Origin of the sequence: Microbacterium sp. MMO-10 (assembly GCF_037148715.1) — a bacterium.
Taxonomy (GTDB): Bacteria; Actinomycetota; Actinomycetes; order Actinomycetales; family Microbacteriaceae; genus Microbacterium.
Genome location: NZ_JBBCSV010000003.1, coordinates 372,354 through 384,854 on the forward strand (window position 1 = coordinate 372,354; position 12,501 = coordinate 384,854).

Annotated in this window: 10 protein-coding genes; 6 read left to right on the top strand and 4 right to left on the bottom strand. The window is 72.6% G+C overall.

Annotated features, from left to right (window positions below):
* On the bottom strand, positions 1 to 459 hold the full coding sequence (locus WFJ17_RS10580) for a carboxymuconolactone decarboxylase family protein (RefSeq protein ID WP_292885564.1): 459 nt from the start codon (positions 457 to 459) through the stop codon (positions 1 to 3).
* 347 nt (positions 460 to 806) lie between these two features.
* On the opposite strand from WFJ17_RS10580, the gene WFJ17_RS10585 reads away from it, so the two are divergent.
* Positions 807 to 1,322, top strand: a complete 516-nt coding sequence (locus tag WFJ17_RS10585; RefSeq protein ID WP_336648392.1) for a methylated-DNA--[protein]-cysteine S-methyltransferase — start codon at positions 807 to 809, stop codon at positions 1,320 to 1,322.
* A 246-nt stretch (positions 1,323 to 1,568) separates the two neighbouring features.
* Here the strand turns inward: WFJ17_RS10585 and WFJ17_RS10590 are convergent, their stop codons facing one another.
* Entirely contained in the window at positions 1,569 to 3,113 is a 1,545-nt protein-coding gene (locus tag WFJ17_RS10590) for a CitMHS family transporter (protein ID WP_336648393.1), read from the bottom strand.
* Positions 3,114 to 3,260: 147 nt separating this feature from the next.
* Here WFJ17_RS10590 and WFJ17_RS10595 point away from each other — a divergent pair, with 147 nt between their 5' ends.
* Both WFJ17_RS10595 and WFJ17_RS10600 read left to right on the top strand, forming a co-directional pair.
* Positions 3,261 to 4,976, top strand: a complete 1,716-nt coding sequence (locus tag WFJ17_RS10595; protein WP_336648394.1) for a sensor histidine kinase — start codon at positions 3,261 to 3,263, stop codon at positions 4,974 to 4,976.
* Positions 4,973 to 5,626, top strand: a complete 654-nt coding sequence (locus WFJ17_RS10600; protein ID WP_292885552.1) for a response regulator — start codon at positions 4,973 to 4,975, stop codon at positions 5,624 to 5,626. Before WFJ17_RS10595 ends, WFJ17_RS10600 begins: the two co-directional genes overlap by 4 nt.
* A gap of 73 nt (positions 5,627 to 5,699) precedes the next feature.
* On the opposite strand, the gene WFJ17_RS10605 is transcribed toward WFJ17_RS10600, so the two are convergent.
* A complete protein-coding gene (locus WFJ17_RS10605; protein WP_251438928.1) occupies positions 5,700 to 6,467 on the bottom strand; it encodes an SDR family NAD(P)-dependent oxidoreductase in 768 nt (255 codons plus the stop codon).
* Positions 6,468 to 6,599: 132 nt separating this feature from the next.
* Here WFJ17_RS10605 and WFJ17_RS10610 point away from each other — a divergent pair, with 132 nt between their 5' ends.
* Positions 6,600 to 7,931 carry a M20/M25/M40 family metallo-hydrolase gene (locus WFJ17_RS10610; protein WP_336648395.1) on the top strand — a complete coding sequence of 444 codons (1,332 nt, stop codon included), beginning with the start codon at positions 6,600 to 6,602 and terminating at the stop codon, positions 7,929 to 7,931.
* An 85-nt stretch (positions 7,932 to 8,016) separates the two neighbouring features.
* On the top strand, positions 8,017 to 9,486 hold the full coding sequence (locus WFJ17_RS10615; RefSeq protein ID WP_336629381.1) for an MFS transporter: 1,470 nt from the start codon (positions 8,017 to 8,019) through the stop codon (positions 9,484 to 9,486).
* A gap of 121 nt (positions 9,487 to 9,607) precedes the next feature.
* Here WFJ17_RS10615 and WFJ17_RS10620 read toward each other — a convergent pair whose 3' ends face one another.
* On the bottom strand, positions 9,608 to 11,776 hold the full coding sequence (locus WFJ17_RS10620; protein ID WP_336648396.1) for an MMPL family transporter: 2,169 nt from the start codon (positions 11,774 to 11,776) through the stop codon (positions 9,608 to 9,610).
* A gap of 95 nt (positions 11,777 to 11,871) precedes the next feature.
* On the opposite strand from WFJ17_RS10620, the gene WFJ17_RS10625 reads away from it, so the two are divergent.
* On the top strand, positions 11,872 to 12,501 hold the full coding sequence (locus tag WFJ17_RS10625) for a MarR family winged helix-turn-helix transcriptional regulator (protein ID WP_336648397.1): 630 nt from the start codon (positions 11,872 to 11,874) through the stop codon (positions 12,499 to 12,501).

A 12,501-nucleotide genomic window follows, 5' to 3' on the forward strand; every position in this document is an offset into this window, starting at 1 on the left:
TCACACGATCGGGTGCTTGCCGTCGATCGGCGGCACCATGCGGGTGGCGATCGCGACGCGGTTCCACACGTTGATCGTGCAGATCGCCAGCACGAGGGCGCCGAGCTCGCCCTCGTCGAAGTGCTGCGCCGCCGCATCCCAGATCTCGTCCGTCACGGTGTCGGGTCCGAGCCGCGTGACCGCGTCGGTCAGCGCGAGCGCGGCGAGCTCCTTCTCCTCGAAGAAGCCCTGGGCGTGCTGCCAGGCGCCCACTGCGTGCAGGGTGCGCTGCGGGATCCCGCGCCTGGCGCCCTCGGTCGCGTGCATGTCGACGCAGAACCCGCATCCGTTGAGGATCGAGGCGCGCAGCTTGATCAGCTCGTACAGCCGGGGCTCCACGCTCTTGCGGGAGTACGCCTCCAGTCCGAGCACCGCGGCGTAGCCGAGCTTGTTGGTGCGGCCCATGTCGATCCTGGTCATCGTCGTTCCTCTCGTCGCCGGCGCCGGCGACGGATCTCGTCGCCGGGCGTGCGGCTCTCATCAGGGATGTCGGATCCGGGCGTGGAAGTGTGACAGGGGTCGCTGACCGCCGTGGATCCGGGCCGGGCGGATCCGGGCCGGGCGGATCCGGGCCGGGCTGATCCGGGTCCCGGCGACGATCCGCGGGCCGTCACGATCAGCACACGGTGCGACGATCAGCACACGCGTTGACGGGGATCCGTGTGCCGACCGTCACGGCGTGTGCTGATCGTCACATCCCGGGGCGAGGCAGCCGGGACCGGGCGGATCCGCGCCGTGGTGTCGGGGCCCGGGCGTACGATCGCCGGGTGAGCTTCTCCGGTTCGATCGCGACGCCCGTGGGGCTGCTCGAGGTGCACAGCGACGGCGTCGCGGTGCGGCGGGTGACGTGGCCGCGCCCCGGGTTCGGAGCGCCCGTGGCTGTCGGTGCGACCGGGGGAGCGGCGCGGGATCCGCTTCTCGCCGAGGCGCTCGCCCAGCTCGAGGCGTACTTCGCCGGCGCGCTCTCGGCCTTCGACGTGCCGTTCGATCTCGGGGCGCAGCCCGACGTCACGAACGCGGTGCTGCACGCGCTGTACGACGGCGTCCGGCACGGTGAGACCGTCACCTACGGCGAGCTCGCCGAGCGCAGCGGCACCTCCGTGCCCGCGCGCGCGATCGGATCCATCATGGGGGCCAACCCGATCCCGATCATCGTGCCCTGTCACCGCGTGGTCGCGAGCGACGGACTCGGCGGCTACTCCGGCGGGACCCCGGGCGAAGGCCTGCGGACGAAGCGCTGGCTGCTGGAGCACGAGGGGGCGCTGCCGCAGGCGCTGTTCTGAGACCGGCGTCCTGTGCCCGGGCACGTCGCACTCCCCGGCTGCCACGGCGGCGCCGGATTCGTCCCCGGCGGACCGGATCCCCGTCCGGGCCGTGACGATCAGCACACGATGCGACGATCAGCACACGGATTCTTCGGATCCGTGTGCTGATCGTCACGGGCTGTGCTGATCGTCACGGGCTGTGCTGATCGTCGCAGCCTGGGGGCCCGCGCAGGTGTCAGCGCAGGGCGTCCCGGCCGGAGGAGCTCACTGTGCGACGAAGAACGGGATCGCGCCGGTGAGGATCCCGACGGCGAGCATCACGAGCGAGACCACGAGAGCGCGCCACAGCACCTTGCGGTGGTGGTCGCCCAGGTTCACGCTCGCGAGCGACACGAGCAGCAGGATCGCGGGAACGAGCGGGCTCTGCAGGTGCACGGGCTGGCCGGTGATCGACGCGCGGGCCATCTCGACCGGGTCGATGCCGAAGTGCGCGGCGCTCTGCGACAGCACCGGCAGGATCCCGAAGTAGAACGCGTCGTTCGACATCAAGAACGTGAACGGGATCGACAGGACGCCCGTGATCGGCGCGAGGAACGGGCCGAGCGACGGCGGCAGCACGTTCGTGATCCAGTTCGCCATCGCGTCGACCATGCCGGTGCCGGTCAGGACGCCGACGAGCACGCCGGCCGCGATCACCATCGACACCACGCCGACGATGCTCGGCGCATGGGCGACGATCTCGGACGCCTGGTCCTTGAGCTTGCGGAAGTTCACGAGCAGCGCCACCGCGGCGCCGACCATGAACACGTAGGGCAGGGGCATGATGTCGATGACGAGCAGCACCATCACCGCGACGGTGAGCACGAGGTTGAACCAGATCAGTCGCGGCCGCAGGGTCGCGCGGTTCGGGTCGAGCATGGTGTCCGCCATCGCCGTGTCGGCCGGGTCGACGCCCACCGCGGCGACCGGCCCGTGGCCGCCGGCGACGGTGACGATGTTGCCGGTGCGCAGCGACGCACGGGCGCCCGGCTTGGCGTCGGCGCCCCGGAAGATGGCCGGCACGGCGGCGAGCAGTCCGCCGTCGGCCGCGCCGGTCAGGCGGCTCTCGTCGAGAGCGCCGAGGCGGCGCCGCTCCTGCAGGCCGAGCATCCAGGCGAACCCGAGCGCGACGACCAGTCCCACGCCCAGCGAGGGCAGCATCGGCACGAACACGTCGGTCGGCTGCAGGCCCAGCGCCGTGGCCGCGCGCACCGTGGGACCGCCCCACGGCACGATGTTGAGCGTGCCGTTCATGAGGCCCGCGACGCAGGTGAGCACCACGGGGCTCATGCCCAGGCGCAGGTAGATCGGCAGCATCGCCGAGGTCGTGATGATGAAGGTCGTGGATCCGTCTCCGTCCAGCGACACGGCGCCGGCGAGCAGCGCCGTGCCGATGACGACCTTGGCCGGGTCGTCGCCCAGCACGCGGGTGATCACCCGGATGAGCGGGTCGAACAGGCCGACGTCGATCATGATGCCGAAGAACATGATCGCGAACATCAGCAGCGCCGCGGTCGGGGCCATCTTGCCGATCGAGTCGAGGATCATGTCGCCGAGTCCCAGCCCCGCGCCGGCGAAGAGCCCGAACACCGTGGGCACGAGGATGAGCGCGACCATGGGGGTGAGGCGCTTGGTCATGATCAGGGTCATGAAGACCAGCACCATCGTGAAGCCGAGGATCACGAGCACCCATTCCGGGGGCGCGAACGCGATGTCGTAGGGGGGCTTGTCGTCGGCCGCGGCGAGCAGGCCGGTGAGAACCGTGGTCATGAGGTGACTCCTTCGTCATCCGTCTGTCGTCGTCGACGCACTCCGCCGAGACTAGGGAGGGCGCGCGCAGCGGATCCGATATCCCGCATTCCCGTGCGTTGTGCGCGTAGCGTGACTTCTGCGCATATTGCTCAACGAGGAGGACGGATGCCCCGCCGACGCCGGATGCGGTTCGCCACGCGGACGCTGCTGCTGCAGTTCGCGACGGTCGTCCTCGTCGTGGCGCTGTGCACCGGCGTCTATCTGATCCTGGCCGCCCAGCAGCTGCGCGCCGAAGCCGAGTCCTCCGCGCTGGGGATCGCCCGCACCCTGACCGAGGACCCGGAGATCCGCACGGCCGTCGAGACCGCATCCGACGACCCGGGCACCCCGCGGGCCGAAGAGCTGCGGGACGGCTCCCTGCAGCGCATCACGACCGCCACGGCCGCCCGCACCGGAGCGCTGTTCGTCGTCATCGCCGACGATCACGGGATCCGGCTCGCGCACCCGGATCCGGCTCGCCTGGGCGAAGAGGTGAGCACGCCGTTCCAGCGGGTGCTGGCGGGGCACGAGGTGGTCGAATGGGACACCGGCACCCTCGGCGAATCGGCGCGCGCCAAGGTCCCGGTGCGCGACGCCGCCGGAACGCCGGTCGGAGAGGTCAGCGTCGGCTTCGCGCGCGCGGGGGTGTTCGACGACCTGCCGCCGCTGCTCGCGGTCATCGGCCTGGCGGCGGCCGGGTCTCTGCTGCTCGCGGGGATCGGTGCGCTGCTGCTGCGCCGGCGGTGGGAGCGGCTCACCCTCGGGGTGCAGCCGGAGGAGCTCGTCGCCCTCGTCCAGAACCAGACGGCGGTGCTGAACGGGGTGGACGACGGCGTGCTCGCGATCGACGCCGAGGGGATCGTGCGGGTGTGCAACGCCGCCGCCGAGCGCCTCCTCGCGGTCCGGCAGGCGGTCGGCCGCCCTCTGGCCGGGATCGGGCTGCCCGATGCGGTGCGCGACGCCGTCTCGGGCGGACGCGCGCTGTCGGAGGCGGTGCTCGGCGACCGGGTGCTCTACCTCGACACGCGGCCCGTGGAGCGGGACGGCCGGCCCCTCGGCACGGTGGCGGTGATCCGCGACCGCACCGAGCTCGTCGCGCTGTCGGAGCGGCTGGAGACCGTGCGGACCATGACGGCCGCGCTGCGCGTGCAGCGGCACGAGTTCGCGAACCGGATCCACGTCGCCGCGGGACTGCTCGACGCCGCCCGCGTGCAGGAGGCGCGCGACTTCCTCGCCGAGCTCGCCGAGCGCGGTTCCGTCGACTTCCCCGTCCCCGGCATCGCCCGGCTCCGGGATCCCTTCCTGCGGTCGTTCCTCGGGGCGAAGGCGCTCGAGGCGAGCGAGCGCGGGGTGACGCTGCGCATCGCGGAGGACACCCAGCTGCTCGGGGCGGTGGGCGAGGCCGAGGACGTCGCGGCGGTGCTCGGCAACCTCGTGGACAACGCCGTGGGCGCCGCGGTCGCGGGCGTCGCCCCGCGCTGGGTCGAGGTCGGCGCGTTCGACGATCGCGACGCGCTCGTCGTCACCGTGGCCGATTCCGGAGCCGGCCTCGACGGCCGGACCGAGGCCGGATCCGCGGACGGGAACCGGGCGGGCACGGCGGGCTCTGCTGACGCCGATGGCGTGCCCGACGAGGCCGGCCCGGTGCACGGGCACGGCCTGGGCCTGCCGCTGTCGCGGGAGATCGCACGGCGCGGAGGCGGCGACCTGTGGGTCATCGACCGCGGCGGCGACGACCACGGCGCGGTCTTCGCGGCGCGGCTCGTCGGCGTCGTCGCCGCACCCGGCACCGCGCCGCACGACCGGGCGGAGACCGGCCGGCCCCAGGAGGAGGACAGATGACGGACCCCATCCGCACGCTCGTGCTCGACGACGACTTCCGCGTCGGCCGGCTGCATCAGGCGATCGTCGAGGAGCACGCCGGCTACCTGGCGCTGGAGCCGGTGCGCACGATCGCCGAGGCCAGGGCGGCCGTCCGCGACCTCGCACCGGATCTGATCCTCGCGGACGTGTACCTGCCCGACGGCGACGGGATCGGGCTCGTCCGTGAGGCGGGGATCGACGCGATCCACATCTCCGCCGCCGACGACGCGGCCACCGTGCGGCGTGCGCTGCGCTCGGGCGCGCACGCCTATCTGATCAAGCCGTTCGAGCGGCGCACCCTGGCCGCCGCGCTGGACCGCTACGCGCGCTACCGCAACCTGCTCGCGGGTGACCGCGCGGTGCAGCAGAAGGAGCTGGACCGCGCGCTCGCGATCCTGCACGGGTCGGCGGATCAGGTCTCGACCTCGCGCTCGGCGACCGAGCAGCTCGTGCTCGCGGCGCTCGGGGAGGACGAGGCGTCGGCGGCCGAGATCGGCGAGCGCGTCGGGATCTCGCGGGCGACGGCGCAGCGGCACCTCGCGGCGCTCGCCGAGCGCGACGCCGTCGAGGTGCGGCTCCGCTATGGCGCCGCCGGGCGCCCGGAGCACCGCTATACGGTGCGGCGCTGAGCGGCACGGCACGGCACGGCAGGGCATCCGGTAGCGGGCGCGGCTCCGCTGCGGCCGGTCGCGAGCCGGTGGGTCAGCCGCGGCCGAAGAGCGCGCCGCCGTTCACCTGCAGGATCTGGCCCGTGGTCCAGCCTCCCTCGGGGCCGGCGAGGTACGAGACCGCCCCCGCGACCTCGTCGGGCGTGCCGGCGCGGTTCATCGGCACCTGGGCCAGCCGGGACGCGACGATGTCCGGTGTGCGCCGGCCGTCCCAGAAGCCGGTGTCGGGCACGTAGCCCGGCGCCACGGCGTTCACCGTGACGCCCTCGGGGGCGAGGTCGGCGGCGAGGCCCATCATCCAGCCGTGGATCGCCGCCTTGGCCGCGCCGTAGCCGTTCGCGCCGCGCAGCGCGGCGATCGAGCTGATCGAGATGATGCGTCCGCCCGGACGGACGAGGCGTGGCAGCAGGGCCTCGGTGAGCAGCACCGCGGTCAGCACGTTCAGCCGCAGGTTCGCCTCGTAGTTCGCGGCGATGCCGGCGAGCCCCTCGCCGCGATCCAGGACGTTGCCGCCGGCGTTGTTGAGCAGCACGGCGACGGATCCCTCGACCTCGGCCGCGGCCCGCTCGACCTGGGCGGGATCCTGCAGATCGGCCGCGATCGTCCGCACGGCGGCTGCCGGCGTCTGCTCGCGGATCCGTGCGGACGCGGCGTCGAGCACGGCGGTGCGGCGCCCGATCAGCGTCAGGTCGAAGCCGTCCCGGGCCAGCCGCAGCGCCGAGGCGAGGCCGATGCCGGTACCGCCTCCGCTGACGACGGCGAGCGGACGGGGGGATCCGGGGAACGACGACGGGGTGCTCATGGATCCAGCCTAGGTCGCCGACCCGCGACCGGTCCGGTCCGGACCCTGCGGGCGGGGAGGGCTCTGCCGTCAGTCCGCCCCGCGCAGCCGGCTCCCCGTGACGGGGCGCTCGCCGCGGATAGCATGGCCACGATGAACGACGTGCCCCCGATCGCCGCGCGGCTGAGCCGGATGATCCAGCTGCCGACCGTGTCCGCCGAGCTGGAGACGCGCGGAACCGCGCCGTTCGAGGACTTCGTGGCCCTCCTCGCCGAGCTCTATCCCCGCGTGCACTCCGACCTCGTGCTCGAGCGGCACACCGAGTTCGGACTGCTCTACCGCTGGGCCGGACGCCGGGAGGCGGTCGACGGACCGCTCGTGCTCATGGCGCACTACGACGTCGTCCCCGTGGACGAGTCCGATGACTGGACCCATCCGCCGTTCGCCGGGGTGATCGAGAACGGATCCGTCTACGGGCGCGGCGCGCTCGATGACAAGGGCCCGCTCGTCGTCATCCTGGACGCGGTGGAGAACCTCCTCGCCGAGGGGTTCGTCCCGGCCCGCGACGTGTACCTGTCCTTCGGGGGCAACGAGGAGACCTACGGGTCCGCGGCCATCGCCATCGCCGCCGCGTTCCAGGAGCGCGGCATCGTGCCATGGCTGGTCGTGGACGAGGGCGGTGCGGTCGTGGACGCCCCGCTGCCGTTCGTTCCGGGCCGGGCCGCGATGATCGGCGTGGGGGAGAAGGGCGTCATGACGGTGCGCCTGACGGCGCGCGGCGACGGCGGGCACGCCTCCGCCCCGCCGAACCGCACCGCGGTGCGCCGCATCGCGCGGGCGGTGGAGCGGCTCGGGCCCGGCACGTTCCGTCCCCGCACGCCGCAGGCCGTCTCCCGCATGCTCACGCAGCTCGCGGGCTCCGCCACCGGGCCCGCGCGGCTGCTGCTGCGCGTCCTCGGTGCGCTCCCGCCGCTGTCGGCGCGCGTGTTCGCCGCGCTGGGCGGCGAGGCGGCGGCCCTCGTGCGCACGACCGTGGCGCCCACGATGCAGTCCGGCGGCACGGCGGCGAACGTGCTGCCGTCGCAGGCGACGGCGACGGTGAATCTGCGCATCGCCCTCGGCGAGACGGTGCAGAGCGCGGCGGCGCGGGTGCGCCGGCGCATCGCGGATCCGCGGGTCTCGGTCGAGGTGCTCGAGGGCAGCGACCCCTCGCCCGAATCACCCACGGACAACGCGCCGTTCGCGCTGCTCGCCGACGCGCTCGCCGTCTCGCACCCCGGCGTGCCCGCTGTGCCGTACGTGATGATGGCGGCGACCGACTCCCGTCACTTCCACCGCTTCGCGCCGGCCGTCTACCGGTTCGCCCCGCTGGAGATGTCGAACGCGCAGCGCGCCGCGATCCACGGCGTCGACGAGAGCGTCGAGATCGCGGCGCTCGAGCGCGGGGAGCGGTTCCACCGGGCGCTCATCGAGCGGTTACAGTGAGCTGACCCGTTCGCGGTCGCCGCGCCCGCCGAGGCGACCGTGTCAGCTCCCGCCACCCCGGCGTGAGACCCCTGAAGGAGCCGCGATGTCGCGCACCGTCACCGGAGCGGCCCTGGCCGCCGTCGTCGGATTCCTCGCCTTCGTCGAGTTCACCAGCGGCGTGCTGCAGGGCTACTACACGCCCATGCTGACCGACATCGCGCGGCATCTGCAGATCCACGACGCCGACGTGAACTGGTTCGAGGGCGCGCAGCTGATGCTGTCCGCCCTCGTGGTGCCGGCCTTCGCGAAGCTCGGCGACATGTTCGGCCGCAAGCGCATGCTGCTCGTCTCCACGGCGATCACGGCGGTCGCGGCGTTCGTGCTGCCGTTCACGAGCACCTTCGGCGTCTACCTCGTCGCCTGGGCGTTCATGGGTTTCTACGTGGTCTGGCTGCCGCTCGAGATCGCGCTCATCTGGTCGCGCGCACGGCGCAGCGAGGGCAGCTCGGCGATCACGGCGAAGGCGGCGGGGATCCTCGTCGCCTCCCTCGAGGGCGGGGCGATCATCGGCGCGCTGGCGGGCGGGGCGCTCGTCGACAAGTTGCCGCTGCCGGTCGTGCTGCTGGTGCCCGCGTTCCTCATCGCCGCCTGCTTCTTCGTCATCCTGTTCGGGGTGAAGGAATCGCCCGAGAAGACCGGGGGAGTGTTCGACACGGTCGGGCTCGTGCTCATCTCCCTCGCGCTCATCGGCCTCACCGGCGGGCTCAGCCTGCTGCGGCTGCCCGGCGGCGTCGCGAACCCGCTGTCCTGGATCGTCATCGTCGTCGGTCTCGCCCTCGTCGTGCCGTTCGCCCTCTGGGAGCTGCGGCAGTCGGATCCGCTCATCGACGTGCGGATGTTCCGCAGCCCGGCGCTCGGACCGGTGTTCCTCACGGCGGGCCTCTTCGGCGTCAGCGTGCTCGGCGCGCAGGCCCCGCTGTCGACGTTCGCCCGCACGGATCCGAGCGCCTACGGCTACGGCCTCGGCACCACCGGCTTCCAGACCTCGCTCATCATCGGGCTCTACCTCATCGCGATGATCGGGGGCGCGCTGCTGTTCCCCGTCGTGGCCCGCCTCGCCACTCCCCGGATCACCCTGATCGGCGCCTCGCTGCTGGTGGCGATCGGGTTCCTGCTGTTCCTGCCGTTCCACGGCGCCTACCTGCAGGTCGTCGCGAACATGATGATCGCCGGGATCGGATCCGGAGCCCTCGTGGCCGCCCTGCCCGCCGCGGCGGCCTCGGCTGCCCCGCACACGCAGACCGGCGTCGCGACCGGGCTCACCAACTCCGTGAAGACCGTGGGCGGCGCGATCGCATCCTGCGTGTTCGGCATCGCGCTGATGCACGCGGTCGCCGGCGGCGCGGGAGGCGGCGAAGGCACCGCGGGATCGTTCTCCGGCTACGTCACCGTCTGGATCGTGTGCGGCGTGACGGCGCTCGCCGCGGCGGTGCTGCTGCTGTTCGTGCCGAAGCAGGCCTTCACGGACCGCGCCGGCCAGCCCCAGGACGACGCGGGGGTGGCCGCAGGCTGACGCCCTCGGGGTCGTTGAGCGAGGACGCCGTAGGCGACCGAGACGAAACGCGGTTCCTCGACGATCGCCGCGTTTCGTCTCGCGCGCTTCGCGTGCTCGCTCAACGACCCCGAGGGAGGTCCTAGCGGTCGCCGCGGGACAGCCGCGACGGCCACCACACGGCCCGGCCGACATCGTGCACGAGGGCGGGCACGAGCAGCGAGCGCACCACGAAGGTGTCCAGCAGCACGCCGAACGCGACGATGAAGGCGAGCTGGGCGAGGAACAGGATCGGGATCACCGCGAGCGCCGCGAACGTCGTCGCGAGCACGAGCCCCGCCGAGGTGATCACCCCGCCGGTGATCGCGAGCCCGCGCCGCACGCCCTCCCGGGTGCCGTGCGTGCGGGACTCCTCGCGCACCCTCGTCATGAGGAAGATGTTGTAGTCGATCCCGAGCGCGACGAGGAAGACGAAGCCGTAGAGCGGAACGGCCGGATCCGCGCCGGGGAAGTGGAAGATCCCGTTGAACACGAGCGCGGACACGCCCATCGCGGTGCCGAAGGAGAGCACGGTGGTGACGATCAGCAGCACCGGGGCGACGATCGCGCGCAGCAGCAGCATCAGGATCAGCATGATCACGACGAGGATCACCGGGATGATCAGCGTGCGGTCCCGCAGGGAGGCGTCGTCGGTGTCCACGGCCGTCGCGGTCACTCCGCCGACCAGGGCGCCCGTGCCGTCGAGCGAGGAGCGCAGCCGCCGCACGGTGTCCTCCGCGGTGGCGGAGTCCGCGGCCGCGGTGAGCGTGCCCTGCAGCAGCACGTCCCCGTCGATCACCGTCGGGTCAGGCGCCGGAGTGCCCGGCCTCCCCACCGGCTGGATGCCGTCCGCGGTCACCGGCGCGGTGCCGCTCACCGAGTCCTTCGCGGTCACGGTGACGCCGTCGATGCCCTTGTCGGCGAGCAGCACGTCCGCCGTGCGCTGCAGAGAGTCCTTCGCGACGAGGACCTGGACGGGACTGCCGGATCCGCCGGGGAAGTGCGCACCCAGCGCCTTCTGCCCGTCGCGCGCCTGAGAGGAGCCGAGCACGAGGTCGGACTGCGGCACGCCGGAGGCGTCGAGCTGCAGCACGCCGAGCGTCCCGATCGCGAGCACCAGCGTCGTCGCGATCCAGATGATCCGCGAACGACGGCGGATGAGCTCGGAGAGCCGCGCCCACACGCCGCCGGCGGGCAGCCCGTCCTCCGCGGCGACGGCCTCGGGGTCGAAACGCGGACGACGCGGCCAGAACGCGGCCCGGCCGAACGCCATGAGCAGGGCGGGCAGCAGGGTGAGCGCCGAGAGCATCGCGAACACGATCCCGATCGCCGCGACCGGGCCGAGCGCACTGTTCGACCGGAGGTCGCTCAGCAGCAGGCACAGCAGACCGGCGATCACCGTGCCGCCGGAGGCCAGGATCGGCTCGAACGCCCCCTTCCAGGCCAGGAGCACGGCTCGGCCGCGATCGTGCTCGATCCGCAGCGCCTCGCGGAACCGCGACACGAACAGCAGCGCGTAGTCGGTCGCCGCGCCGATCACGAGGATGAACAGGATCCCCTGGGTCTGTCCGCTGAGCAGCAGCACGCCCCACTTCGCGAGCCACCACACCAGCAGGAGCGCCGTGCACAGGGCGAACATGCTCGTCGCGAGCACGACGACCGGCAGCAGCAGGGAGCGGTAGACGAGCACGAGGATGACCAGCACCGCAGCGAGGGCGACGCCCAGCAGGATCCCGTCGATTCCGGCGAACGCGGCGACGAGGTCGGCGCTGAAGCCGGCGGGCCCGGTCACGTACACCGTCACCCCCGCCGGGGCCGCCTCGTCGAGGTGGGTGCGGATCTCGGACACGACGTCGCCGAGGTCGGCATCGGAGCGGATCGGCACGAACGCCTGCACCGCCTTCCCGTCCTCGGAGGGGAGGGCGGGGGAGATGTCGTCGCCGACGCCGGCGATGTCCGTCGTGGCCGCGACCGCATCCGCCAGCGTCGTGCGCTGGGAGTCGGTGAGCTTCGCGTCCGACACCGCCACGATGATCGCGGGGATCTGGTCGGATCCGGCGAAGCGGGTCTGCAGCTCCTGCACCCGTGCGGAGTCGGAGGACGACGGGAGGTAGGCGGTGCGGTCGTTTGAGGAGACCTCGTCGACCTTCCCGAACAGCGGGCCGCCGAACGACGCGGCGGCCAGCCAGCCCAGGATGATCAGGGCCGGCAACAGGATCCGCAGCGTTCGGCGGGTGCGCTGCGGGCGGGTGGCGTGCTGCGGGGCTGTCATCGTGGATCCTTCCGTCTCCGGAAGAGTAGATCGAATTCGCTAGCTTGGCAAGTAATACCCCTGGCGTGAAAAGAGATCGACTGTACGATGACGGAATGACCGATCGACGCGACGAAGCCGAGGAGCGCCCGGTGGCGCCCCGCGGCGGAGCGTCGACGGGGGACGGCGTCGAGGTCGCCGCCGTCTACGACATCGAGGCGAGCGACCCGACGGGGATGCTCCTCGATCGCGGCGGCGTCGACGAGAACGGGATCCGTCAGATCACCCGCCTGATGACCGCGCTCGGCGAGCTGCGCGATGCGGAGCAGCGCCTGGCCGAGGCGTCACGCCGGTACATGAAGCTGAACGAGACCGACATGCGGGCGCTGCACTACCTCATCGTGTGCGCGAACACGGGAGCGGTCGCGACGCCGGGCGGGATCGCCCAGCATCTCAGCATCTCGACCGCATCGACCACCAAGCTGCTGGATCGGCTCGAGCGTGCGGGGCACGTCACCCGCGCCGCCCACCCGACGGACCGACGGGCGCTCGCGATCTCGATCGCCCCGGAGACGCAGCGGGCGGCGATGGAGACGGTCGGACGTCAGCAGGCGCGCCGCTTCCACTCCGCGGCGCGCCTGACCGAGAGCGAGCGCGATGTCGTCATCCGGTTCCTGCAGGACATGACTCAGGAGCTCCGGCTCGACGGCGTCGAGTGGGCGCTCCCGGACGCCGACGACCGCTGA

Bases quoted from the DNA above. Each gene is read 5' to 3' on its own strand.
- WFJ17_RS10595 (WP_336648394.1), top strand. From the start codon at position 3,261: ATGCCCCGCCGACGCCGGATGCGGTTCGCCACGCGGACGCTGCTGCTG.
- WFJ17_RS10610 (WP_336648395.1), top strand. From the start codon at position 6,600: ATGAACGACGTGCCCCCGATCGCCGCGCGGCTGAGCCGGATGATCCAG.
- WFJ17_RS10580 (WP_292885564.1), bottom strand. From the start codon at position 459: ATGACCAGGATCGACATGGGCCGCACCAACAAGCTCGGCTACGCCGCG.
- WFJ17_RS10625 (WP_336648397.1), top strand. From the start codon at position 11,872: ATGACCGATCGACGCGACGAAGCCGAGGAGCGCCCGGTGGCGCCCCGC.
- WFJ17_RS10590 (WP_336648393.1), bottom strand. From the start codon at position 3,113: ATGACCACGGTTCTCACCGGCCTGCTCGCCGCGGCCGACGACAAGCCC.
- WFJ17_RS10600 (WP_292885552.1), top strand. From the start codon at position 4,973: ATGACGGACCCCATCCGCACGCTCGTGCTCGACGACGACTTCCGCGTC.
- WFJ17_RS10620 (WP_336648396.1), bottom strand. From the start codon at position 11,776: ATGACAGCCCCGCAGCACGCCACCCGCCCGCAGCGCACCCGCCGAACG.
- WFJ17_RS10615 (WP_336629381.1), top strand. From the start codon at position 8,017: ATGTCGCGCACCGTCACCGGAGCGGCCCTGGCCGCCGTCGTCGGATTC.
- WFJ17_RS10605 (WP_251438928.1), bottom strand. From the start codon at position 6,467: ATGAGCACCCCGTCGTCGTTCCCCGGATCCCCCCGTCCGCTCGCCGTC.